The following is a 22,305-nucleotide window of genomic DNA, read 5'->3' on the forward strand; positions in this document are numbered from 1 at the left end:
AATTTCCGGAGAACTGGCATGGCCACCGACTATATCGTCAAAGACATCTCTCTCGCCGAATATGGGCGCAAAGAGCTGAACATCGCAGAAACCGAGATGCCGGGGCTTATGGCCCTGCGCAAGCAATACGGCGAATCCAAGCCGCTGAAGGGTGCGCGCATCGCGGGCAGCCTGCACATGACCATCCAGACTGCCGTCCTGATCGAGACGCTCGTGGAGCTTGGCGCTGATGTCCGCTGGGCGTCGTGCAACATCTTCTCCACGCAAGACCACGCCGCAGCAGCGATTGCCGCAGGTGGGACGCCGGTTTTCGCGATCAAGGGCGAAACGCTGGAGGAATACTGGGACTACGCCGACCGTATCTTCATGTTCGAAGAAGGCGGCGCCAACATGATCCTGGATGACGGTGGCGATGCCACGCTCTACATCCTGATCGGGGCCCGGGTTGAGGAAGGCGAGGAAGACCTGATCGCCACCCCGACATCCGAAGAAGAAGTGGCCCTGTTCGCCCAGATCCGCAAGCGGATGAAGGAAAGCCCCGGCTGGTTCGTAAAGCAGCGCCATATGATCAAGGGCGTGTCCGAAGAAACCACCACCGGTGTGCACCGTCTGTACAAGATGATGGAAAAGGGCCATCTGCCCTTCCCGGCGATCAACGTGAACGACAGTGTCACCAAGTCGAAATTCGACAACAAATACGGCTGCAAGGAATCTCTGGTCGACGGCATCCGCCGCGCCACGGACACGATGATGGCGGGCAAGGTTGCCGTTGTCTGCGGTTATGGTGACGTGGGCAAAGGGTCTGCGGCGTCGCTGCGTGGCGCAGGCGCCCGCGTGAAGGTGACAGAGGTCGATCCGATCTGCGCGCTTCAGGCCGCTATGGACGGGTTCGAGGTTGTCTTGCTGGAGGATGAGGTCGCCAATGCCGACATCTTCATCACGACCACGGGCAACAAGGACGTGATCCGGATCGAGCATATGCGCGAAATGCGCGACATGGCCATCGTGGGCAACATCGGTCACTTCGACAACGAGATCCAGATCGCGAACCTGAAGAACCACAAATGGACCAATATCAAGGATCAGGTCGACATGATCGAGATGCCTTCGGGCAACCGCATCATCCTGCTGTCCGAAGGCCGTTTGCTGAACCTGGGCAACGCAACGGGCCACCCGTCTTTCGTGATGTCGGCAAGCTTCACCAACCAGGTGTTGGCGCAGATGGAGCTGTGGACCAAGGGCGACAATTACAAGAACGAGGTCTACGTTCTGCCCAAGCATCTCGACGAGATGGTCGCGCGGCTGCATCTTGAACGCATCGGCGTGAAGCTGACGCAACTGGATGCCGAGCAGGCCGACTATATCGGTGTGAAACCGGAAGGTCCGTTCAAGCCCGAGCATTACCGGTACTGATCTGGTGGCCCGCGTCGTCGTATACGGAGTCGGGGCGATCGGGGGCGTGGTGGCTGCCGCGCTTTCGACCAGCGGAAGCGACGTCGCGGGCATCGCCCGCGGCGCCCAGTTGCAGGCGATCCGCGACGGGGGGCTGCGGCTTCTGTCGCCCGACACGGACACGACGGCGCATTTTGCCTGTGTCGGCGCACCTTCAGAGATTGACTGGCGCGAAGACGATCTGATCCTTCTTTGCATGAAGTCTCAGGACACGCTGGGCGCGCTGGAACAGCTTCGCGCTGCCGGCGTCGAGAACCAGCACATCTTCTGTTTGCAGAACGGCGTGACGAACGAACGCTTTGCGCTGCGCCGCTTCCCGAATGTGCATGGTGCCACGGTAATGTTGCCCGGCACGTTCCTGAAACCCGGAGAGGTCGTATCGCACAGCTCGCCGCGCTACGGCATGCTGGACATCGGCCAGTTTCCGCGCAGCCATAACGCCGCGGACGAGACGCTGGCAAAAGCGATGGAGGCCGCGAATATTGCGGTCTTCGTGCAGGAGGATGTGATGGCCTCCAAATACGGAAAGCTTCTGATGAACCTTGGGAACATCACGCAGGCGGCTCTTGGTTCCGGTGTCGGTCAGGGGGAGCTTCCCGCGCTTTTGCGGGCCGAGGGGGAGGCCGTGCTCGACGCCGCAGGCATCGCTTGGTCCGATGTCGGGAAGGATGATCCCCGGCGCAAGAAATTTATGCAGATCAAGGATGTAGACGGCGTCCCGCGCGCTGGGGGATCGACTGCGCAAAGCTTGCTGCGCGGGGCCGCCTCGCTGGAGACCGAGTATCTAAATGGCGAGATCGTCCTGCTTGGCCGGCTGCACGGGGTGCCGACGCCGGTGAACGCTGCGATGCTGCGCGTCGCCACGCGATTGGTGCGCGAAGCTGCGAAACCCGGTCAGACCACGCTGGCGGATCTGATGGCAGAGATCACCCCGGCAAGTTGACGTTGCGGAGCCTCCGCCCGGCGGGGAATTCCGGACCGCCTTTTCCATTGTCTTGTGTACAATTCCCGCTAACCTGTCGACGTGCTGGACGTGGGACAAGTGAAGCCAGGCACAAGACCTGACATTTGGGAGAATATAATGGGACGACGCGACGAACTTATCGAAAAATATGCCGAGGATCTGAAGTCCAAGTGCGGCATGGATCCCGACATGGATCTGCTGCGCAAGGTGACGATCGGCTGTGGACCGGCGATTTACAATGCCGATGCCTCCACGGTTGCGGGAAGCCAGCCGGACGAGTTGGAAACCGTGAAGCAGAACTTTTTGATCAAGAAGCTTGGCCTTGCCGATAGCGCCGAACTGGACGATGCGATCCAGTCTGTGATCGAAACCTATGGCCGTTCCGAGCGTAACAAGTATCGCGCCGTGATCTACTACATGCTGACCAAGCATTTCCGCAAGGAATCCGTCTACGGCTGATCCTTGCTGTCGGGGGCGTTCCTTGGCGCCCCCACCTGCAATGGATTGAAAACAAGATAAATTTTAAGCTTAGAATGTTTGCCCCGTCCGCCCGGATGGGGTAATTTCGTCTTGTCTGGCCAGTATGGCCGGAACCTAATTCAGTTCACGTGTGGTGCGTAGGGAGCACGTGGGGTGGCGGAGGGTTCTGGCTATGAGTCCAGAACCCTCCGTTTTATTTTCAACCTGTGACCGGGCGTCGATTTCGGCACCCGGACATTCGGCAAGAGAGCATGCCTAAAGCCCGGGGCATCGGGCGAGGGTTAAAACATCGGGTGGGGGTTAAAACAACGTCAGGACAGCACCGATTATCAAGCATCCGAATGTTGCATACCCGCCATCGATCAGCGTCAGGCGCATCGGTTTGCCGGTGAATCCGTAATTCGTGGCGATCCAGGGTGTTGCCAGAAACGCGCCGATGCCAAACCCCGCAACCACGCCTCCGCCGAAACTGTCGATGCCGCTAAGCGCAAAGGTGTGGCGCATCATACCGGCGACGATCACCACGGACACGAAGCTGATGATATAGGGTTTGGGATCGGACCGGTTGGCAGGTTTGCCATCGGCATCGACCGCGATGCCGGTATCCTGCATCCACGGCTTTGCCCATATGCCATACCAGATCGCGCCGAACATGAATGCCGCGACCGCGGCAACGATTACGCTGAGAATGCCCATCTGTTTCCTCCTGGTCGATTCGCCACGATTATGGCGTCTGTGCCCGCGCGCTGACCAGAAAAACCGGTTGGGTCTAAGGATCGGTGCCTGCAAGCTCGCACAGGATGCGCCATTCCTCTTCTGTAACGGGCTGTACGGACAGGCGCGAATTTTTCACCAGTATCATCTCTGCCAGCCGCGCATCGGCCTTGATCTCGTCAAGTGTCACCGGCCGAGGGAGCGACTTCACCGCCTTGACGTCCACGCAGTCCCAGCGCGGATCATCAGTTGTGCTGTCGGGATGGGCCTCGGCCATCACCTCGACGATCCCGACAAGCGCGCGTTCCTTCTGACTGTGGTAGAAGAAACCGCGGTCGCCAATTTCCATCTGGCGCATGAAGTTGCGCGCCTGATAGTTGCGCACCCCGTCCCATTCCTCGCCTTCGTCGCCCTTCGCCAACTGGTCGTCCCAGCCCCAGGTCGAAGGTTCGGATTTGAACAGCCAGTAATTCACTCGATCACCCGGTTCCACTGTATCAGCTCTACGGATTCAAACAGGCCCGCTGCCGCGTAGGGATCGCCTGCCGCCCAGGATTTTGCCGTCGCCATGTCGGGCACTTCGAGGATGATGAGAGAGCCCATCATCTCACCCGCGTCGTTCAGCAATGCTCCGGCCTGTTCGACGATGCCGGTCGCATCGATGTAGTCGAGATGTTTCTGCCGGTTTTCCTTGCGGGTGGGCAGGGCGCCGGGTTTGTCGCGGGCGATCAGGGCAACGAGCATGTCTATTCCTCTTTCAGGGGCCGGGACAAAAGGGCGTCCATAGCCTCGTGTAAATTCGTACCATCCAGAAGCCGGACCACGGTTTCAGTGATCGGCATGTCAATGTCGCGCGCCCTTGCCTGTTCAAGCGTTGCGCGGGCGGTGGCCGCACCTTCGACGGTGATGGTGGCGTCAAAGGCTTCACCGCGCCCGAGCGTCAGGCCCAGCCTGAAATTCCTCGAAAGCTCTGACGTGCAGGTCAGCGCAAGATCGCCCAGACCGGACAGTCCTGCAAGGGTTTCTGGCCGCGCGCCCAGCCGAAGCGCCATGCGTTGCATCTCGGCGAAGCCACGGGTCAGCAGGGCGGCGCGTGCGCTGTCGCCCAAGCCTGCGCCAATGGCGGCACCGCAGGCGATGGCCATGACGTTCTTGAGGGCCCCGCCAAGCTCTGCCCCCAGCGTATCCGAGGTGTAATAGAGCCTGATATTCTGCGTCGACAGCCTGTGTTGCAGCGCCGTGCCCGCGGCCGGATCGTCGCAGGCAAGCGTCAGGGCGGTGGGCAGCCCATTGGCGATGTCATGGGCAAAACTGGGGCCCGTCAGAATGGCGACGGGGTTGGGTTTCTGCGCACGGATCAGCTGCACAGGGCCCAGCCCGGAGGACAGTTCGATGCCCTTGCAGCAGGCAACGAGGGGCAGTTCGGGCGGCAGATCCAGTGTGCCCAGAAGCGCCCGCAACTGTTGCATCGGGACGGCCAGCAGCAGCACGTCACAGGTCAGGGCGCGGGCCAGATCGGGTGTTGGATGCAAGTTGGTGGGGTAGGTGACGTCCGGCAGATATCGCATGTTCCGCCGCAACAGTGTCTGTTCCTGCATTTCTTCGCCTGAACGTCCCCAAAGATGCACCTGAGTTCCGCCCGACGCTATGGAGATCGCCAGAGCGGTCCCGAAGGCGCCTGCGCCCAGAACACCCACACTCATGCTTTTGCCCCCTTCTTGCCGCTGCCAATCAGCGGTGCCACGCTGCGGTCCAAGGGCCAGCGGGGCCGGGCGGTCAGTGTCATGTCGTCCCGATGCCCCGCAATGAATTGCTCCATCCCGGCATAGGCGATCATCGCTGCATTGTCGGTACACAGCCGCAAGGGGGGCGCTGTGAAACGGACGTCATGCTCTGCGCACAGCGCCTTCAGGCTGGCGCGAATTGTCTGGTTTGCCGACACGCCGCCCGCGATGGCAAAGGCCGGTTCGGCCGGGGACTCGTTCAGGTAGGTCTTTAGCGCGCGGCGGGCCTTCACGGTCAGAACATCGCACACTGCGGCCTGAAAGCTCGCGCAAATATCGGCGCGGTCGGATTGCCGAAGCCCGCCCTCTGCCTCGACAAGCTGATCACGTTGCCGCAACAGCGCGGTCTTCAGCCCTGAAAAGGACATGTCGCAACCGGGGCGGTCCAAGAGCGGGCGCGGCAGGGCGAACCGTTCGGGATTTCCCGACAGCGCGGCCTCTTCCACGGCGGGGCCTCCGGGCTGGGGCAGGGCCAGCAGGCGGGCGGTCTTGTCGAACGCCTCGCCGGGGGCGTCGTCAATCGTGCCGCCCAGCCGGGAAAAGCTGTCCGGGCCGCGCACGATCAGGAACTGGCAATGCCCGCCAGAGGCAAGCAGCATGAGATAGGGGTAAGGCAACCCGTCGGTCAGCCGTGGCGTCAGCGCGTGCCCGGCCAAGTGGTTCACGCCAATCAGGGGCCTGCCCAGACCGGCCGACAACCCCTTGGCCAGCATGACGCCGGACAGCACGCCGCCAATCAGGCCGGGGCCGGCAGTTACGGCGATGGCGTCTATATCGCTCAGCGACACGCCAGCCTCGCTTAGCGCGTCCACCACGCAACCATCCAGTTTCACCGCATGGGCGCGGGCGGCAATCTCTGGCACCACGCCGCCGAAATCGCGGTGCAGGGCTTCTTGCCCGACCACAACAGAGGACAGGATTTGGGTGTCGCCGTCAGGCTCGCGCCGCAGCACGGCCGCGGCGGTATCGTCGCAGCTGCTTTCAATCCCGAGAATTGTCAGACGGTCCGTCATGAGCCTAGCCGTTGCCTGTATGCTGTTTGGCAGGTAACACTCTGGGCTGTTTCTCACAATCCCGGTGTTTGCATGTCCCGGCATTTGCCAGTGCTCTTGATGACAAGGCCCGCGCCGGAATCGCGTGCCTTTGCCAAGAGCGTGCGCGGTGACTTCGAACTGGTGATTTCGCCACTGTTTCGGGTCGAAACCGCCGCATCCTTGCCACAGCTGCCGGGGAAATTTGGCGTCATTTTCACCTCGGCAAATGGTGTTCGGGCGTGGATGTCGCTTGGCGGGCCGGTTTCTGCTCCGTGTTTCGCGGTAGGTGAGGCAACAGGGCGGGAGGCGCGCGCCGCCGGGTTCACACCAGAAATTGCGAAGGGAAACGCCGATGACCTTGTCGCCAGGATCGCGCGGACGCGTCCCGGCATTCCGCTTGTTCATGCGCGGGGTCATCATGCCCGCGGCCGGGTTGCCGAACGGCTGTCTTCGGCTGGAATAGAGACGCATGAGGCGGAAATATATGACCAGCACGCGCTGCCGATGTCTGGTGAGGCCCAAAAGGTGCTGAACAGCGACCAGCCGGTCATCGCCCCCCTGTTCTCGCCACGATCTGCCGCTCTTTTCAGCAAGCAGGGCAAGGTGCATGCGCCCTTGGCCGTGGTGGCAATGAGCGAGGCTGTCGCGGGGCAGATTGGCCCAATTGCGCCACGACATGTCGTAATCGCGAATCATCCTTGCGCAGAATCTATGCGCAGCGCGGTGGAGAGACTGTTGGACGCAGACAGGTGGGTTGAGAGGTGCGGGGACGCACAGTAAGCTGACTTGCAAATCCCTAGTGGGAAACGAGAATCGAAAAGGTGGTTTCACGTGGCAGACGATGACAACTCGGTCGAGGCGGACAAGGTCAAGAAATCTCCGGAGCTCGACGAGCTAGAGGACGCCGCAAGCGGCGAAGACAGCTCTGCTGATGTTGAAACCGATCCTCAGGACATCCCCGACGAAGGCAATTCCGTCGTAGAGGCCGTGCCAGGTGACGACGCCGAGGATGCGGTCGAACTCCCTGATGGTGAGGTGACAGACGACGATGACGGGGCTGCCGTTGTCGAGGCCGTCCCCGAAGCCGACGAGGAGCTGATTGAAGAAGACGACCTTGAGGACGACCCGGACGGCGAGGCGATTGAAGACGTAGAGTACCTGAACGACGATGAACTCGTCGAGGATGAGGAGGCGCTCGACGAAGAAGAAGTCACCTACGATCCGACGCCGTTCGAAGATCCGGCGCCGCCACGGGATGGCGGTTTTGCCGCCGCCGCGGTCGGGCCTGGCCCTGCGGCAGGTGGGGCTGCGGCCGCGATGGCAGGCGCCGCGCCGCAGGTTACGCAGACCATCGTCAAGAAAGCCGGGTTTGTGCCATTGGTTCTTGGTGGTGCGGCTGCTGCAATCATTGGGTTTGCCGCCGCGCGCTACGTCGTACCCGAAGGCTGGCCGTTCCCCGGTGTGCAGACCGAAGAAGACCCGTTTGTCGTCGACACGCTGGCCACGTTGGAAACTCACGGTGCGGCGCTTGCCGAGCTCGACGCCCGGACGACCGCGGTTGAACAAAGCGTCAGCGGGATAGATGCCGAAGCGCTTATGGCCCAATCCGGCGAAGCGGCTGCGGCCGCAAAGGATGCGGGCGAACGTCTTGAGGGGCTGTCTGCCAATCTCGACGCGCTTGACGAGCGCCTGACGGCTCTGGAAAAGCGGCCCGTCGAGGAAAGCGTGTCGCCCGAAGCGATCCAGGCCTATGAGCGCGAGCTGGAAGCGATGGGTGCCGCGATGCAGGAGCAGCGCGCAGAGATCGAAGCCATGGTCGCCGAGGCGACCGCAAAGGAAGACACGGCGAAAGAAACCGCGCAGCTAAGCCAGGCCCGCGCGGCGCTCGCCCAAATCTCCAGCGCGCTGACGGAGGGCAAGCCCTTTGCCGATGCAGCCGCACAGCTGCAACAGGCAACCGGAAGCGTCCCGCAGGCGCTCGCAAATGTTGCCAATGAAGGGGTCGCCACGCAATCGGACCTTTCGGACGCATTCCCCGGCGCATCGCGCGCGGCGCTTTCCGCAGCCCGTGACGCGGGTGCCTCTGAGGAAGGTGGCGGCAAGCTGACCAGCTTCCTGCGCGAACAACTGGGTGCCCGGTCTGTCGTGCCAAGGGAAGGCGACGATGTTGATGCCGTCCTGTCGCGGGTAGATGCCGCGCAGCGTGCGGGCGACCTTGATACGGCACTGGCCGAAATCGAAGCCCTGCCAGAGCCCGCGCAGGAGGCATTGTCCGTCTGGACTGCCCAGGCGCAGGCGCGTCGTGATGCCCTGGCCGCCCTTTCGGCGGCTTCGCAGGAACTGAACACCCAGTAAGGAACCCGTAATGCTTTGGTCGTTAATCAAGATACTGATCTTCGTCGCCATTGTGGCGGCTCTGACACTGGGAGCGGGTTACCTTCTGGAAACCGACGGCGGTATCCAGATCACCGCCGGGGGCGAGGAATATACGCTCGGCCCCCTGCAATCCGTGATCGGCGCGCTGCTGCTGATCCTTGTGGTCTGGGTGTTTCTCAAGCTGTTTTCGCTGCTGATCGCGACCTTGCGGTTCCTTAACGGCGATGAAACCGCGATTTCGCGGTATTTCGACCGCAACCGCGAACGCAAGGGATTTCAGGCGCTTAGCGAAGGGATGATGGCCTTGGCCTCGGGCGAAGGACGGTTGGCGATGGCCAAGGCGTCCAAGGCAGAGCGGTATTTGCAAAAGCCGGAACTGACCGACCTCATCACCGCGCAGGCGGCCGAGATGTCCGGGGACAAGGCCAAGGCGGAGCAGGTCTACAAGAAGCTGATCCAGAACGACACCACGCGGTTCATCGGCGTGCGCGGTATCATGAAGCAGAAGCTGGCCGCGGGCGAGACGGATGTCGCGCTGAAGCTGGCAGAGCGTGCCTTTGCCATCAAGCCCAAGCACGAGGAAACCCAGGACGTTCTGTTGCAGCTTCAGGCGCAGAAACAGGACTGGGCCGGTGCCCGCAAGACGCTGAATGCCAAGCTCAAGTCCGGCAGCCTGCCACGCGATGTGCATAAACGGCGCGATGCCGTCCTGGCGCTGTCCGAAGCAAAAGGCGTGCTGGAAGACGGCAATACGATCGAGGCCCGCGAAGCTGCGATCGAGGCCAACCGCCTGTCGCCCGACCTGATCCCGGCAGCGGTGCTGGCCGCGCAAGGCTATATTGAACAAGGCAAGCCCCGCTATGCTGTGCGCGTGCTGAAAAAAGCGTGGGAGATGCGCCCCCATCCCGAACTGGCGGGGGCCTTCGCGGCCATCGCGCCGGACGAGACGCCGCAGGAACGGCTCAAACGGTTTCAGCAGCTGGTCAAACTTCAGCCGGACCACCGCGAGACCAAGCTGCTTCTGGCAGAGCTCAACATCGCGGCCGAGGATTTTCCAGCGGCCCGCCGGGCCTTGGGCAATCTGCACGAAACGGATCCCGATGCGCGCGTGCTGACGATCATGGCTGCGATCGAACGCGGCGAGGGCGCCAGCGACACCGTCGTCAAGGGATGGCTCGCCAAGGCCGTGACAGCCCCGCGTGGCCCGCAATGGGTCTGCGACAACTGTAATTCCATCCATACGGGCTGGGCGCCGGTTTGCGAGAATTGCAACAGCTTCGATACGCTGTCGTGGAAAATCCCGCCGGAATCCCACATGGCGGCGCCCACCGGCGTTGGCATGTTGCCCTTGATCGTGGGGGCGCTGGAGGACAAGAGCGACGAGCCTGAAATGCCCGATGCCGAAGTGGCTGCCGATGTCCCCGAAGCAGAGGTTGTTGCCGAAGACGCAGAGGTGATCCCGCCGGAAGCTTCTGGCGCAGAGCCCGGGCCTGAAACCGGCGCCCCCCCGGCGGAGGCACTGGCCGAGGAACGGCGCTAGGTTACGGGTTTCGGTCACAGTCAAATGCGCGCAGGTCTCAGCGGCCTGCGCGTTTTATTATGCTAAGGGAGCATCGGGTCGCGGTTTGTCCGAGGGGTGCCGGGCTGCGCCCGCGAAAACGGCCTCCCGTTTCACTGCTGCGCGTGAGCAATGCAGCGCCCCTTGCCAAGACCCGCTCTGTGTAGATCGGAGGCGCGGCAGCCGGTTGGTCTCAGGCCCGCGCTGCGCCGTAATAGAGCATCGACACATGGGTTGCTTCTGCGAAGAACAACCAACGTTCAAAAACCAGACCCACACCGGCCAAGACACAGCTGAGCAGGTAGATCAGGGGCATCGGTATGCCGACGACCAACCCAAGCAAAACCAGCGCCAGTGGTCCGGCAAAGAGGCAGAGCAAGGCCAGCCAACGCAGCCGCAATGCATGGCGCCGCGCCACATCATAGCCCATTTCGCGCATCACGTAGTTCGGGCGCGTATGCGGCGGATCGATCTGGCGGATGCCATGCGTTCCCATGCCAAGGGCTTGCGCCGCGGTGTACTTGCCCTCGTCATTATCGATATGACGATAATAGGCGAGTTTCAGGGCCAGGGCCGTGGCGAGCGCAAGAACGATCACCACATTCAGCCAGACCTGCCCCGGACCCGCAAGGGACGTCGCAAGCCCCATGAGCAAGCCACCGGAGGCTGCGGAGAGTGCCAGATAGATCGGGGGCACCAGCCCTACATTCCATTCCCTGATGGTGCGCAACGAGGCGTAGATCATCCCGGTGCACCAGACGGTCGCGACCGCGCCCACGGCAGAAAGAAGCGCCAGAACAGGCTCCAGCCCCGTTGTGAGCTTGAACAGGGACAGCAGCGCCAGAAGCCCGGCGGGCACATAGGTGGCGACTGCGGCGACGCCTTCGCGTGACAGCCACGACGACCGCCACTGCGACAAAGCCCGCCATGCGCGTTCAGGATGGCCAAGGTGAAAAGTCGAAGCCAGCAGGCCCAGCGTGATCAGGGCCAGGGCCAGCGCCAGCGTGAAGAAAAAGGACCAATGCGTGTGTGACGTGCTGCCAAAGATCTGCGCGAGAGACAGCCAGAACAAAAGGCCATAGCCCGCGCCCGAGGAGGTGGTGAAGAGGATGACGGAATAGGCTGGATGCATCTTGCGTCTCCTTCAGCGGCTAAGCGCCCGGTCGGCCCAGGCAAAGAGTTTCTCGATAGGAGCGCCGGTGGTCTTGGCGGGCGCAGTGGGCAAATCCGGCGCTTTGTCCGACCCTTTTCGCGGGGGCAGGTACTTGTTCACAGGCTTGTAGCCGAACTCTTCCAGCAGGTTGAACCCGCCGCGATCCTCCACCGATTGCGACACGGCGCTGGCCGGATCGCCCAGATCGCCAAAGGCCCGCGCGCCGGTCGGGCAGGCGCGGACGCAGGCGGGCTGGCGGTCTTCTTCGGGCAGCGTCTCGTTATAGATACGGTCAACGCAGAGCGTGCATTTCTTCATCACCCCGTCGTCCTGATCGTATTCGCGGGCACCATAGGGGCAAGCCCAGGAACACAGTTTGCAGCCGATGCAGGTGTCCGGGTTGACCAGAACTATGCCATCTTCGGCACGCTTGAAACTGGCACCCGTGGGGCAGACGGTGACGCAGGCGGCATCTTCGCAATGCAGGCAGGAGCGTGGGAAATGCACCGTGCCTTTCCAGTGATCATTGTCGATCTCGTAGCTGTGGACGCGGTTCAGCCACGCGCCATCCGGCTCTGCTCCGTAGGGATCGAAATCCGACAGCGGGGCGGAATAGCCACCGGTGTTCCACTCCTTGCAGGAGGTCACGCAGGCCTGGCAACCCACGCAGATATCCAGATCAATGACGAGGCCGAGCTTTTTGTCGGTCTTTTCCGGCAAGCAGGTCATGTTGTCTCCTTCCGGAATTGAACACCGTAGGCGAGCTTTTCGGGCGACGGTGGCTGGCTGTCGTGGCCCAAAGGTTCAAACATCGGTTCCGTCTCTCCGGTATTTTCGGCCCTCTCTATGGCGACGCGCAGATCGAACCATGCGGCCTGACCAGTAATGGGGTCGGAGTTCGAGTAGCGGTAGCCGCCGCCCTTGGGTAGCAATTCGGAGATCAGGTGATTGAGCAGGAAGCCTTCGGTGCTTTCCGGCGCGTCGTCATCCAGCCCCCACGCGCCTTTGCGTTTGCCGATTGCGTTCCACGTCCAGACGGTGTGTGGGTTGACGCCGTCCATCAGCCGGACCTGACATTTCACCCGGCCCAGATGCGACGACAGCCAGACCCAATCGTCATCCTTCGCGCCGATAGAAGCGCCGACGCTGGTGTGGATATACAGCCGGTTCGCCGCCGTGATCTGGCGCAGCCACGCGTTTTGCGACCCCCAGGAATGGTACATATGCATCGGGCGCTGCGTGATCGCATTCAGCGGATAGGCGCCCGTATCGACCATCGTGCCTTCAAGCGGTTCATACCAGAAGGGCAGCGGATCAAAATACCGGTTGATGCGCTCGCGCGCCCGCTCTGGCGGTTGGCGGTCGCCATGGCCCATCGCGGCGAGGCGGAATTTTTGCAGCGGTTCAGAGTAGAGCTGGAATATCGTGGGCTCTGCCGACATGCGAATGCCCTTGGTGATCCCCCAATCCAGATAGCCGCGATTGGCATGTTTGAAATACGCGTGCTCTGGCGCAAGGTGATGGGCGTGGAAGGCCCCATTCTCGACGTATTTCTTCAGTTGATCGGGGTTGGGCGCGCCGGTGCCGAACTCTGTCCCATCCTCGCCGCGCCACCCTGCAAGCGGGCCGATGCCGGGCTTGCGCTGATGGTTGACGATGTAATCGGGATAGCCGCCGGGAAACTTCGGGCTGCCATCTTCGTTGGTGAAGGCCGGGAATTTCATCCGGTGCGCGAGGTCGATCAGAACCTCCTGAAAGCCGCGCACGTCGCGGTCGGGCTTGACCACGGGATGACGGATCGCATCGGCCACCATTTCTGGTTCCGAAATGGGCCGGTCCAGCAGGCTGATGCAGTCCCAGCGTTCCAGATAGGTCGTGTCTGGCAGGATCAGATCAGCGAAGGGCACGGTTTCGGAATAATAGGCGTCGGAATAGATGATCTTGGGGATCACATAGTCGCCATTGTCATCCTTGGCCGTCAGTGCATCCAGCGTGCCGGGCACGTTCATCGACGAATTCCACGCCATGTTCGCCATATACATGAACAGCACGTCGATGCCGTAGGGGTCTTTCTTGGCCGCGTTGTTGATGACCATATGCATCAACCCATGCGCAGACATGGGGGCGTCCCAGCTGAACCCCTTGTCCAGCCGCGAGGGGTTGCCTTCGCCGTCCAGCAGCAGGTGTTCGGGCCCATGCGGAAACCCAAGATGCGGCCCGCCCAGAGGCATTTCGGGCTTGATATCGCCCGTCGCGCCATGAGGAAGCAGGTTGGGCGGGGTCTGTTTGGGATAGGGCGGTTTGTAGCGGAACCCGCCGGGGCAATCGATGCTACCCAGCAGGATTTGCAGGATATGGATCATCCGGCAGGTCTGGAACCCGTTGGAATGCGCAGAAATCCCGCGCATCGCATGCATCGAGATCGGCCGCCCGATCATCTTGTCATGTTTGCGCCCGGCCCAATCCGTCCAGGGCTGGTCGAGCACGATTTCTTCCTTGAAGGCCACATGCGCCAGTTCGGCGGCGATCCGGCGGATTTCATCGGCGTCCAGCCCGGTCGGCTCTGCCACGGCGTCCGGGGTGTAGTCCTCCGACAGGTAGCGCTCTGCCATCAGTTCGAAAACCGGACGGGCCGTGCGACCATCGGGCAGGGTGCGCGTGCCGGTCAGCGCGGGCTGGATGTCTGCCGCCTTGCCGTTGCCAAACGCGTCCACAGCTTTGTCCCAGACCAACGGGTTGCCATCCGCGTCACGAGCAAACAGCCCGTCCTGATCCGTGCCGGGGGCGTCGATCACCAGCCAGGGCGCGTTGGTATAACGCACGAGGTAATCCAGATCGATCTGCTGGGTACGGAAGAGCTCGTGTATCAGCGCGCCAACAAACAGCCCGTCCGTGCCGGGGCGCACACCGATCCATTCATCCGCGACGGCGTTATAACCGGTGCGCACCGGGTTCACCGAGACAACCTTGGCCCCGCGTGCTTTCAGCTTGCCGATGCCGATCTTGATCGGATTGCTGGCATGATCTTCGGCCACGCCAAACAGCATGAAATATTTGGTCAGATCCCAATCGGGATCGCCAAATTCCCAAAATGCGCCGCCAAAGGTATACAGACCACCCGCCGCCATGTTGACCGAGCAGAACCCGCCATGCGCGGCAAAATTCGGCGTGCCGTATTGCATCGCCCAAAAGCCGGTCAGCGATTGGCTTTGATCGCGCCCGGTGAAAAAGGCCAGCCGTTTGGGATCGGTCTTGCGGACCGTGCCCAGCCAGTCAGTGGCGATGTCGAGCGCCTCTTCCCAGCTGATTTCCTCGAACTGGCCGGACCCGCGTGGCCCCACCCGTTTCATCGGGGCGCGCAGCCGGGCGGGCGAGTAATGTTGCATGATCCCCGCGCTGCCCTTGCCGCATAGCACACCCTTGTTGACCGGATGATCGCGGTTCCCTTCGATATAGCGCACCTGCGGTGTGCCGTCGGGACCGTCCTTGAGATGCACATTGATCCCGCAGCGACAGGCGCACATGTAGCATGTGGTCTGTTCAACGCGGTCGCCGACAGGCTGGGAAAGCGGGATCTGAGGCTCTCTGGTCATGGGCATCCTTTGGCGGCGCGGCGCGGTGGCCGCTCGATTCGCAGGCACGGTCGCATAAAATGTCGCAAATCCGAAACACGGTTTATGCGTTTCGCAAATTTTCGCAAATTAGTTTCGATCTTGACGTGGGGGCGGGGCGGTTGGCGGCGGGTGGCAACGCTAACCGAATGCGAGAAAGGCCCGCAGCAGATCCGCGCGGTCGATCATTCCGTGGAACTGGCCGTTCTGCAAAACCGGAAAGGCGCGGTACGGCATGGTGCGAAACATCTCGGCCGCGGTGACAAGGTCGGTGTCGGCGTTCAGCGTCGTCACTTCGGTTGTCATGTGCTGGCGCACGGTCCCCGACCAGCTTTGGTAGTAGGCAGAGTGGAGCGCGGCCGCGAAACAATCCTTTTGCGATATCACGCCGATCAATGCGCCTTGCTCATCCAGAACCGGCGCGGCGGAGGCGTCAGCCTCGATCAGTTTTGTCACGGCGTCGCGCATCGGGGTGTCCGGTGTCAGGGTTAGCCCATGCTTGCGCATCAAGGCGCCCACGGTTTGCTCAGTCATCCGAGGCGGCCTCCTGCCGTTTTCGCCGTTTGGGGCAGCCATCGCAGCGGATGCCGCCCAGACATTTCATCCCGTGGCAGCTTGTTTCCAGTCGCTTTCCACCCAGCATCAGCCCGGCGGAAAGCCCCAGCACACACAGAAGGACGATGGGAACGGCGATCAGGATCTCCATCGCTCAGGTCACCTTCAGGTCAAACGCGCCGGTGGTCACCTGCCGCAGGCCGCGCGCGTCCGCGATCAGCAGCAAAGCATTCACGCCGTGACGATGCGCAAGCTTCACCGCTTGATCCTCTCCGGCAGCCATCAGGCCGGTGGCCCACCCATCCGCCTGCATGGCGGTTTCGGCCTGCACCGTCACCGAGGCCAGCGCGCCGGTAACGGGCGCCCTTTCAACAGGGTCGACGATATGCGAATAGCGCCGGTCCCCGAGCATGAAGCTGTTGGCCTTTATGCCCGAGGTCGCCAGTGCCGCATTGTCCAGCGTGACGTGACCGATCAGCCCGGTATCGGTGGGCAAGGGGGCCTCAACCCCGACTTGCCAATGCCTGCCAGAGGGGTGCCGACCCAGCGCCAACACCTCTCCGCCGATTTCAACCAGTGCATCCGTCATGCCGCGATTGCGCAGCAGCTCGCCCAGCCGGTCGAGCGCGCGACCTTTGGCGATCCCACAGAGATCAAGCGTCGCGTCGGGCGCAGGTTTGATCAGATGCGCGCTATCCAGCCGGAACCCCTGCCACGGGCCAGCCCCGCCCTTGATGGGGCCAAACCCCCATTGTGCAACGGTTGGCCCCACGGTCGGATCGAAAGCGCCACCAGTCTGCTGGGCAAGCATCAGGGCGCTTTCGGCCACCCGTTCGAACTCTGCCGTGATGGCGACCGGCACGCCTTCGGTGCGGTTGATGCGGCTGAGCAGACTGTCGGGGCGCCAGGGCGACATCTCGGCATCAATCTCGGCCAGAAGCGCCTCGACAGGTGCCCGCAGCGGGCCCATGTCGGCACTGCTCGGCAGGACCACCCGCCAGGTGGTGCCGAAGGCGCCTCCCGAAAGCGTTTGGGTCGCCTCTGCCCCGCTTGCCAGCGCCGGGCAGGCGGCGGTAAACATCGTTGCGCAGCCTGTTCCAAGAAAGGCGCGTCTTCCAAGATCCATCCGTGTGTTCGCCATGGCTATGCTCCGAAATCGTCGTTGAAGATCGACCCCCGCTCCACCCCAAGCGAGAGCAGCGTGGCAATCACTGCCGAGATCATCACCGGGGGGCCGCAAAGGTAGTATTCGCATTCCTCCGGCGCGGGATGATGGCGCAGATGCGCGCGCACCGTTTCATGGATGAACCCGGTGGCACCCGTCCAGCGGTCGCCCGGTGCCGGGTCCGAAAGCGCCGGGATGAAGGTGAAATCCGGGTATTGCGCGGCGATCGCGTCGAATTCCTCGGTATAGAACAGATCGATCGCAGATCGCGCGCCGTAGAAATAGGTCATCTTGCGCGGCACGCCCATCGCCGCTTGTTCATGGATCATGGCGCGGAGGGGGGCCATACCGACCCCGCCGCCGATGAACACCATCTCGCGCGTGGTGGGTTGCGCATGGAATTCGCCATATGGCCCGGACAGATCGAGCTGATCTCCGGGTTTCAGGGCGAACAGGTGCGATGACACGATACCGGGCGGGATATTCGCCTCCTGCCCCGGCGGCGGGACGGCGAGACGGATGTTGAACACGACCTTGCCCCGATCCTCGGGCCTGCTGGCGATGGAATAGGCGCGCGAGACAGGCTTTGACGACTGTGCAACCAAGTCCTGCCAGCCGGAATCGCGCCATGTCTCTGCAAACCGGTCCGGCATCTTGATCTGCGAGAAATTGAGCCGGTAGGGCGGTGCGGTGATCTGCATGAAGCTGCCGGCGTGAAAGTCGATCTCGTGTCCATCGGGCAGGGCAACGACAAGTTCTGTGATCAAAGGCGCCATCATCCGGTTGGACAACACGCGGCAGGACAATGTCTCGACCGATAACAGATCATCGGGCAGGGCGACATCCACAGGGCCGCGCAAGGTTAGCTGACAGGCAAGCCGCACATGCGCCCGCCGATCGGCTGCGGAAAGAACACCGCGTTCGGTGGCCTGCGCCTCCCCGGCGCCCGGCCCGGTGGCTGTGACCCTGCACAGCCCGCATGTGCCGTTGCCGCCGCAGCCTGCGGGTATCGCGATGCCCGTGCGGTGCAGGGCCGAAAGCAGGGTCTCGCCCCGCTTCGCCTCGATTTTCGTGTCCTCGTTCACCGCGACGGTGACGCCGCCTTGCGGGATCAGGCGGGACCGCGCGGCCAGCAGCGCCAGCGTCAACAGCAGCAAAAGCGCGATGATGATGCCTGATCCAAGCGCAATCTCTGTCATGGCGCCACCATCTGGGTGAAGGACGAAAAGCCCAGTGACATCATCCCCGCCAGCATGAAGGTGATGCCCAGCCCCCTGAGCCCCGCTGGCAGGTCAGCATAGCTGAGGCGCGACCGGATGGCTGACAGCATGATGACGGCAATCGCAAAGCCCGCGCCGCTGCCCAGGCCAAAAACAAAAGCCTCGTCCAGCGCATAGCGGCGTTCGACCATGAAAAGACTGCCACCAAGGATGGCGCATTGGACGGTCAGCAGGGGCAGGAAGACGCCAAAGGCGGCGTGGATGGCGGGAAAGAACCTCTCCAGCAGCATCTCGATCATCTGGACCGAGGCCGCGATGAGGCCGATGAAAGCCAGAAGGGACAGGTAGGACAGGTCGAGTTCCGGCATGCCCGCCCAGGCCCATGCACCCGGTGCCAGAAGGGCGGTGTAGATGATCTGGTTCAGCGGCACCGTCACGCCCATCACGCCGATCATGGCGATCCCAAGCCCCACCGCCGTTTCCGGGCGTTTCGACAGCGCGAGAAAGGTACAAAGCCCCAGAAAGAAGCTGAGCGGCATGTTCTCGACGAACATGGCCCGCAGGAAAAGGGCGAAGAGGTCGCTCATCGGCGGGCCTCCTCTGGGATGGGCGGGGTGGTGTCGGGTGCTTCGGCCTGATCCGGCCAGATGCTGCGCACCGCCCAAACCAACCCGCCAAGCAGGAAAAATGCGCTGGGGGCCAGCAGCATCAGGCTGAGCGGGGTGAACCAACCGCCTTGCTCCACGAGTGGCAGAACCTGCGCGCCGAACAGCTTGCCCGTGCCGAACAGCTCGCGCAGCGCACCGATCAGGATCAGCACAAGCGAATAGCCCAGCCCGTTGCCAAGCGCATCCGCTGCCGACACCAAGGGCGGGTTGGAGCGGGCAAAGCTCTCTGTCCGGCCCAGCACAAGGCAGTTGGTGGTGATAAGCCCGACGAAGACCGAAAGCCGTTGGCTGATATCGAAGAAGAAGGCTTGCAGGAACTGGTCGATCACGATCACCAGCGACGCAACGATGACGATCTGCACGATCAGCCGGATGCTGTCGGGGATATGTCTGCGGATCAGGCTGACAATGACAGTGGACAGCACCAGCACCACGGTCAGCGACGCCGCCATTGTGACGGCGGTATCCAGCGAGGTCGTGACTGCCAGAGCCGAGCAAATGCCAAGGATCTGCAGCGTGATCGGGTTTTGATCAATCAGGGGACGTGTCAGTGCAGACCAGAGGCGCCCGGCAGCCATGGCTCAGAACTCCCCCCGCTTGACCGCGTCGATCAGCGGGCCATAGCCCAACGGCCCCAGCCAGAACCGCACCATGCGGGTCACGGCGTTGCTGGTCCGGGTGGCGCCGGTGATGCCATCAACCTCGTATTCGCTGTTGGAGGGGCCGTGGGCGACGGCGAATTTCAGCTCTCCACTGTCATCAGCATAGCGGGTGCCCGCAAAACTGGCCTGCCATGCGGGCTCTTCAATGCGCGCGCCAAGGCCCGGCGTTTCGGATTGGCTGGTCACGGTCATGCCTGCGATGGTCTGCATGTCGCCGCGCAGCGCGATCATCGCCTCGATCGTGCCGTTATAGCCCGCCCCTGCGATTGGCAGCACCAGAAGCTCTACCTTGTCATCGCGACGCAGCAGGTAGATCTGGGCAATGTCGGGCCGGTTGCCGATCCCCGCGACATCATCTTCGGGCTGCAGCGCGGTCCAGTTCGCCGTATCCAGCAGGGCCGTTTCCAACGTCTCGGGTGTCACGTCTTTGGCGGCGGCGCCTTCATCCAGATCAATCACGACGGCGGCCAGTTGCGCCCCTTCGGCGCCGTCCAGGATTTCCTGCATGCCGGGCACGGCGGATAGCAGCGCCTCCAGCCGCAGCTGGGTTTCTGCGGCGCGGTTTGCGGCCTGTATCGGGCGCAAGATCACCGTGGCGGTACTGACGAAGACCGCGCAGATCGCCGCCGTCAGAAAGGCGATCGCAATGGTCTTGCCCCGGCTGTCATTGGGCAGCGCAAGCAGCCGTTTCCACGCCGTTATCGGGTTGAGGTCAGCCATGGCGTTTTCTCCGTCGCAGAAGCCAGAGCGAGATGGCGATTTCATCGAAAAGCGGCGCGGCGAGCGACGCAAGAAGTGCGGCAGACACCGCCATCTGTACCGGGGCTGCGTCCTGCCAGTGGAGTGTGAAGAGCAACCCAAGCCCCCCGTAGAGCGCCCCGTTCAGCCACCGGCCAGGGCGCGTGCTGGCACTGGCCACGGGGTCACAGACGAGCAAGGCCAGCACGACCGCAAGCGCGGTTCCCGTCTCGGAAAAATCGATGCCCCAAAGATGTGCGCTGACAAGGACGACGCCTGCCCCCAGTACCAGCGGGGCAGCCGTGACCCCCAGCGCCACGCCAAGCAACAGGGCGGGGGCCACCGCCCATCCCAACTGCACCGCAAGGTCTGGCCAGGGGGCTGCCGGGAACCCGAACCCCATGAACGCCAGGGCGACTGTCGCGGGGTTAAGCACATTGCGCCCCCAACCGCCAAAGGCGAGATCGGCAATGACGACACCGAAGCTGGTCGAGACCAGCAGTGCTGTCAGCCCCAGATCTTCGGGGGCAAGTATAGCGAGGCAAAGCGCCGTGATCGCCCCGGCAAAAGACGGCGGCTGGGCCCGCGCCAGCATCCACAGGATATGCCAGATCCCGGCGACCAGCAGGAAAAACACCAGCCGGAACACGCCCTCCAGGCCTTCGGCCAGCAGCCAGGTCGCGGCGATCGGGAAGACAGAGGCCAGAAGGGCCAATGCCACGGTTTCGCGGTCCCAGATGCCCCGGATCATGCGGCCTCCTCTGCAGCGATGTCGCGTAGCATGGCATGAAGCAGGTCGGACAGGCGCGGCTCTGCACAGGTGACGTAATCGGCCAGAGAGAGGTCTTCGTCCAGCAGGGACAGCGCACCAAGCCGCACCGCGCCCTCCCGATCCCCGGCAGAGATCGCGCGCAACAGTGACAGGGCCGGAAACGCCCCGCCAAGCGCCTGATCAACCGAGGCGCACGGGATCAGTGGCAAGGGCCGCGAGGCCCGGCGCAGGGCCGACAGGAACCAATGTCCGCGATGCGGTGACTCGGCCGGGTCCAGAACCGATACTTGCCGATCGCGCTCATGCAGCCAGCGCGACGGGCGCCCTTCGAGAGGGGAGCCGGAGAGAATGCTGTGCTGGCCGGGTTTCAGATGCCCGCGGCTCAGCCCTCGCAGGTCGGCCCATGGCTGGCACCGAACCAGCCGCGGCTCGCGAAGGCCCGATCCCGCCACGCCGACAAGCCGGGTTTCGCGAAGATAGCCGGTTTCGAGCAATTCCCCGATGGCGGCCACATCTTCTGCTGCGATGTCCCAGACAGCCCTTGTGGGGCTGGCCGGAAGATGTTCGTGGATCTGAAACCCGGCGAGCCCCCAGGGATGCAGGGGTTTCGAGCGTATGACCGTGATGTCGAGGCTTTCGGAAGGCTCCGCCATCACAGGCCCACGGTCCTGACAGAGAACAAGCTTCTCAGAGGCCAGTTGCCGCAACGCATGAAGCCCCCGCTCGAATGCTGTTTCAGAGCCCGCGATGGCCTGCCGCGGATCCGGCGCGTAGGGCCGTGTATCAAGTGCCATGACGAAGATCGCGGCCGGGGTCTCGTCCGTTCGGGGAATGCGCCCATATGGGCGGGAGCGTAGCTGGCGCCAAAGCCCGCTTCCCAGCAAGGCCTGCCGGATATCCTGCGGCGAGGAGGCCGAAAGCGCGCTGTCGTGGCGATGGCGCCCGGCGTCTTCCTCGTGAAAGATCGCCACGCGGGACAGCCGATGACCCGGACCAAGCTCCAGATGCCCGACCCGCCCGCCGACAGGTGCCGTGATCACCATTTCCGGGTGACGGCGAAGTTTCAGGATCGGGGCGCCTTGCGCAACTGTCGCACCTTCCTCGACCAGCGCATCGACGCGCATATCGTCCTGTTGCGCAAAGCTGAGCGCAGCTTCTGCGGTTAGCGCATGTTCAATCTTCACGCCAGACCAAGACGCTTTCGGGGCGATATCAAGCCCGGAAGTCATAAAACTCGGCACTTTTTGGTCTCTTTCGACAGAGAGTCAGATCTAATTTGCGAAATGTGTACCGACTTGATACGCTCATGTTTGCGCGGACGTCAATTCTATCGAGAGAAAGAGCCATGTCCCGATTTTCGATACAAAGATATCCCTCAAATGTCCTTTTAGCCTTGGCC

General features: G+C 62.6%; 23 protein-coding genes. 6 read left to right on the forward strand and 17 right to left on the reverse strand.

Annotated features, from left to right (window positions below; translation table 11 throughout):
• Window positions 1–18 precede the first annotated feature (18 nt).
• From ahcY to EDD52_RS05220, 3 genes are all read left to right on the forward strand, one after another.
• Complete coding sequence (gene ahcY / locus EDD52_RS05210) at window positions 19–1,413, forward strand: adenosylhomocysteinase (protein ID WP_132242546.1); 1,395 nt, start codon at window positions 19–21, stop codon at window positions 1,411–1,413.
• Window positions 1,414–1,417: 4 nt separating this feature from the next.
• Window positions 1,418–2,395 carry a ketopantoate reductase family protein gene (locus EDD52_RS05215; protein WP_132242547.1) on the forward strand — a complete coding sequence of 326 codons (978 nt, stop codon included), beginning with the start codon at window positions 1,418–1,420 and terminating at the stop codon, window positions 2,393–2,395.
• A 138-nt stretch (window positions 2,396–2,533) separates the two neighbouring features.
• Window positions 2,534–2,875 carry a DUF2853 family protein gene (locus tag EDD52_RS05220; RefSeq protein ID WP_132242548.1) on the forward strand — a complete coding sequence of 114 codons (342 nt, stop codon included), beginning with the start codon at window positions 2,534–2,536 and terminating at the stop codon, window positions 2,873–2,875.
• A 321-nt stretch (window positions 2,876–3,196) separates the two neighbouring features.
• Here the strand turns inward: EDD52_RS05220 and EDD52_RS05225 are convergent, their stop codons facing one another.
• The 5 genes from EDD52_RS05225 to tsaD form a co-directional block, all read right to left on the reverse strand.
• Window positions 3,197–3,592, reverse strand: a complete 396-nt coding sequence (locus EDD52_RS05225) for a DUF1761 domain-containing protein (protein WP_132242550.1) — start codon at window positions 3,590–3,592, stop codon at window positions 3,197–3,199.
• A 73-nt stretch (window positions 3,593–3,665) separates the two neighbouring features.
• Window positions 3,666–4,085, reverse strand: coding sequence for an EVE domain-containing protein (locus tag EDD52_RS05230; RefSeq protein ID WP_132242552.1), 420 nt, complete (start codon window positions 4,083–4,085; stop codon window positions 3,666–3,668).
• Window positions 4,082–4,354: a YciI family protein gene (locus EDD52_RS05235; protein ID WP_132242554.1), complete on the reverse strand. Its 273-nt coding sequence runs from the start codon at window positions 4,352–4,354 to the stop codon at window positions 4,082–4,084. The genes EDD52_RS05230 and EDD52_RS05235 overlap by 4 nt, the downstream gene beginning before the upstream one ends.
• Before the next feature lie 2 nt (window positions 4,355–4,356).
• Window positions 4,357–5,313: an NAD(P)H-dependent glycerol-3-phosphate dehydrogenase gene (locus tag EDD52_RS05240; RefSeq protein ID WP_132242556.1), complete on the reverse strand. Its 957-nt coding sequence runs from the start codon at window positions 5,311–5,313 to the stop codon at window positions 4,357–4,359.
• Complete coding sequence (tsaD, locus tag EDD52_RS05245) at window positions 5,310–6,407, reverse strand: tRNA (adenosine(37)-N6)-threonylcarbamoyltransferase complex transferase subunit TsaD (RefSeq protein WP_132242558.1); 1,098 nt, start codon at window positions 6,405–6,407, stop codon at window positions 5,310–5,312. Before tsaD ends, EDD52_RS05240 begins: the two co-directional genes overlap by 4 nt.
• 99 nt (window positions 6,408–6,506) lie before the next feature.
• Here tsaD and EDD52_RS05250 point away from each other — a divergent pair, with 99 nt between their 5' ends.
• The 3 genes from EDD52_RS05250 to EDD52_RS05265 are packed head-to-tail and all read left to right on the forward strand — an operon-like array spanning window position 6,507 to window position 10,344.
• Window positions 6,507–7,208 (forward strand): uroporphyrinogen-III synthase, encoded by a 702-nt coding sequence (locus EDD52_RS05250; protein WP_243651843.1) that lies wholly within the window; start codon window positions 6,507–6,509, stop codon window positions 7,206–7,208.
• A 51-nt stretch (window positions 7,209–7,259) separates the two neighbouring features.
• On the forward strand, window positions 7,260–8,783 hold the full coding sequence (locus EDD52_RS23595; protein WP_165907461.1) for a COG4223 family protein: 1,524 nt from the start codon (window positions 7,260–7,262) through the stop codon (window positions 8,781–8,783).
• 10 nt (window positions 8,784–8,793) lie between these two features.
• Complete coding sequence (locus tag EDD52_RS05265) at window positions 8,794–10,344, forward strand: heme biosynthesis protein HemY (protein ID WP_132242564.1); 1,551 nt, start codon at window positions 8,794–8,796, stop codon at window positions 10,342–10,344.
• Window positions 10,345–10,555: 211 nt separating this feature from the next.
• Here the strand turns inward: EDD52_RS05265 and EDD52_RS05270 are convergent, their stop codons facing one another.
• The 12 genes from EDD52_RS05270 to EDD52_RS05325 form a co-directional block, all read right to left on the reverse strand.
• Complete coding sequence (locus EDD52_RS05270; RefSeq protein WP_132242566.1) at window positions 10,556–11,494, reverse strand: dimethyl sulfoxide reductase anchor subunit family protein; 939 nt, start codon at window positions 11,492–11,494, stop codon at window positions 10,556–10,558.
• A gap of 12 nt (window positions 11,495–11,506) precedes the next feature.
• Window positions 11,507–12,244: a 4Fe-4S dicluster domain-containing protein gene (locus EDD52_RS05275; protein WP_132242568.1), complete on the reverse strand. Its 738-nt coding sequence runs from the start codon at window positions 12,242–12,244 to the stop codon at window positions 11,507–11,509.
• Window positions 12,241–15,108: a molybdopterin oxidoreductase family protein gene (locus tag EDD52_RS05280; RefSeq protein WP_132242570.1), complete on the reverse strand. Its 2,868-nt coding sequence runs from the start codon at window positions 15,106–15,108 to the stop codon at window positions 12,241–12,243. Before EDD52_RS05280 ends, EDD52_RS05275 begins: the two co-directional genes overlap by 4 nt.
• Window positions 15,109–15,267: 159 nt before the next feature.
• Window positions 15,268–15,660, reverse strand: a complete 393-nt coding sequence (locus tag EDD52_RS05285; protein WP_132242572.1) for a CBS domain-containing protein — start codon at window positions 15,658–15,660, stop codon at window positions 15,268–15,270.
• A complete protein-coding gene (locus tag EDD52_RS05290; RefSeq protein WP_132242574.1) occupies window positions 15,653–15,832 on the reverse strand; it encodes a hypothetical protein in 180 nt (59 codons plus the stop codon). Before EDD52_RS05290 ends, EDD52_RS05285 begins: the two co-directional genes overlap by 8 nt.
• Before the next feature lie 3 nt (window positions 15,833–15,835).
• Window positions 15,836–16,822, reverse strand: coding sequence for an FAD:protein FMN transferase (locus tag EDD52_RS05295; protein ID WP_165907462.1), 987 nt, complete (start codon window positions 16,820–16,822; stop codon window positions 15,836–15,838).
• 2 nt (window positions 16,823–16,824) lie between these two features.
• Complete coding sequence (gene nqrF / locus EDD52_RS05300) at window positions 16,825–18,045, reverse strand: NADH:ubiquinone reductase (Na(+)-transporting) subunit F (protein ID WP_132242578.1); 1,221 nt, start codon at window positions 18,043–18,045, stop codon at window positions 16,825–16,827.
• The gene (gene nqrE, locus EDD52_RS05305) at window positions 18,042–18,653 is read right to left on the reverse strand and encodes an NADH:ubiquinone reductase (Na(+)-transporting) subunit E (RefSeq protein ID WP_132242580.1); all 612 of its coding nucleotides are present in this window, start codon (window positions 18,651–18,653) and stop codon (window positions 18,042–18,044) included. Before nqrE ends, nqrF begins: the two co-directional genes overlap by 4 nt.
• Window positions 18,650–19,312: an NADH:ubiquinone reductase (Na(+)-transporting) subunit D gene (locus tag EDD52_RS05310; RefSeq protein ID WP_132242582.1), complete on the reverse strand. Its 663-nt coding sequence runs from the start codon at window positions 19,310–19,312 to the stop codon at window positions 18,650–18,652. The genes nqrE and EDD52_RS05310 overlap by 4 nt, the downstream gene beginning before the upstream one ends.
• Window positions 19,313–19,315: 3 nt before the next feature.
• Window positions 19,316–20,116: an NADH:ubiquinone reductase (Na(+)-transporting) subunit C gene (gene nqrC / locus EDD52_RS05315; RefSeq protein WP_132242584.1), complete on the reverse strand. Its 801-nt coding sequence runs from the start codon at window positions 20,114–20,116 to the stop codon at window positions 19,316–19,318.
• Complete coding sequence (locus EDD52_RS05320) at window positions 20,109–20,885, reverse strand: RnfABCDGE type electron transport complex subunit D (RefSeq protein ID WP_132242586.1); 777 nt, start codon at window positions 20,883–20,885, stop codon at window positions 20,109–20,111. Before EDD52_RS05320 ends, nqrC begins: the two co-directional genes overlap by 8 nt.
• Window positions 20,882–22,147 (reverse strand): Na(+)-translocating NADH-quinone reductase subunit A, encoded by a 1,266-nt coding sequence (locus EDD52_RS05325; protein ID WP_243651844.1) that lies wholly within the window; start codon window positions 22,145–22,147, stop codon window positions 20,882–20,884. Before EDD52_RS05325 ends, EDD52_RS05320 begins: the two co-directional genes overlap by 4 nt.
• Window positions 22,148–22,305 lie beyond the last annotated feature (158 nt).

Source organism: Primorskyibacter sedentarius (genome assembly GCF_004342065.1).
Lineage (GTDB): Bacteria > Pseudomonadota > Alphaproteobacteria > Rhodobacterales > Rhodobacteraceae > Primorskyibacter > Primorskyibacter sedentarius.